The following is a 377-nucleotide window of genomic DNA, read 5'->3' as shown; positions in this document are numbered from 1 at the left end:
CTCATTAGGCTCAATATTTAACTCTGAACATTCAGCGGAAAAGAAACGCCAATGAGCTTCACGCCACCATTTTAATGAACGGTCGCCCTCGCCTTCTGCATGAGCAAAATCAGCCGTAACTTCGTTATATTTACACGTTTCAACTGAATCAATTTCAATGATACAAATTGGTTTTCCATTCCAATCAACGACCACTTGTAAGTGACCAACGGTTGGCATTGGTTCTTCACCAGATTCATACCAAACGTTTAAACTACAAGTTGCTGTCTTTTGACCAATTCGGATTAATTCCGCACATAAATTGGCATTATGCTCATCAGCACAGAAATAGTCTGAACTGAATGATTGATATTTTTTACGCTCAGTTTCAGAAAGTG

General features: G+C 39.0%; 1 protein-coding gene. It reads right to left on the bottom strand.

All coding sequences use genetic code 11. The annotated features are described in order from the left end of the window. On the bottom strand, nt 1–377 hold a 377-nt coding region (locus F8B77_RS17380; RefSeq protein WP_151656914.1), incomplete at both ends, for an ASCH domain-containing protein.

The organism is Aliivibrio finisterrensis, assembly GCF_008933155.1.
In the GTDB taxonomy this organism is placed as follows: Bacteria; Pseudomonadota; Gammaproteobacteria; order Enterobacterales; family Vibrionaceae; genus Aliivibrio; species Aliivibrio finisterrensis.
Note: the sequence above shows the minus strand (reverse complement) of the source record. Positions and strands in the feature narration are given on the sequence as shown.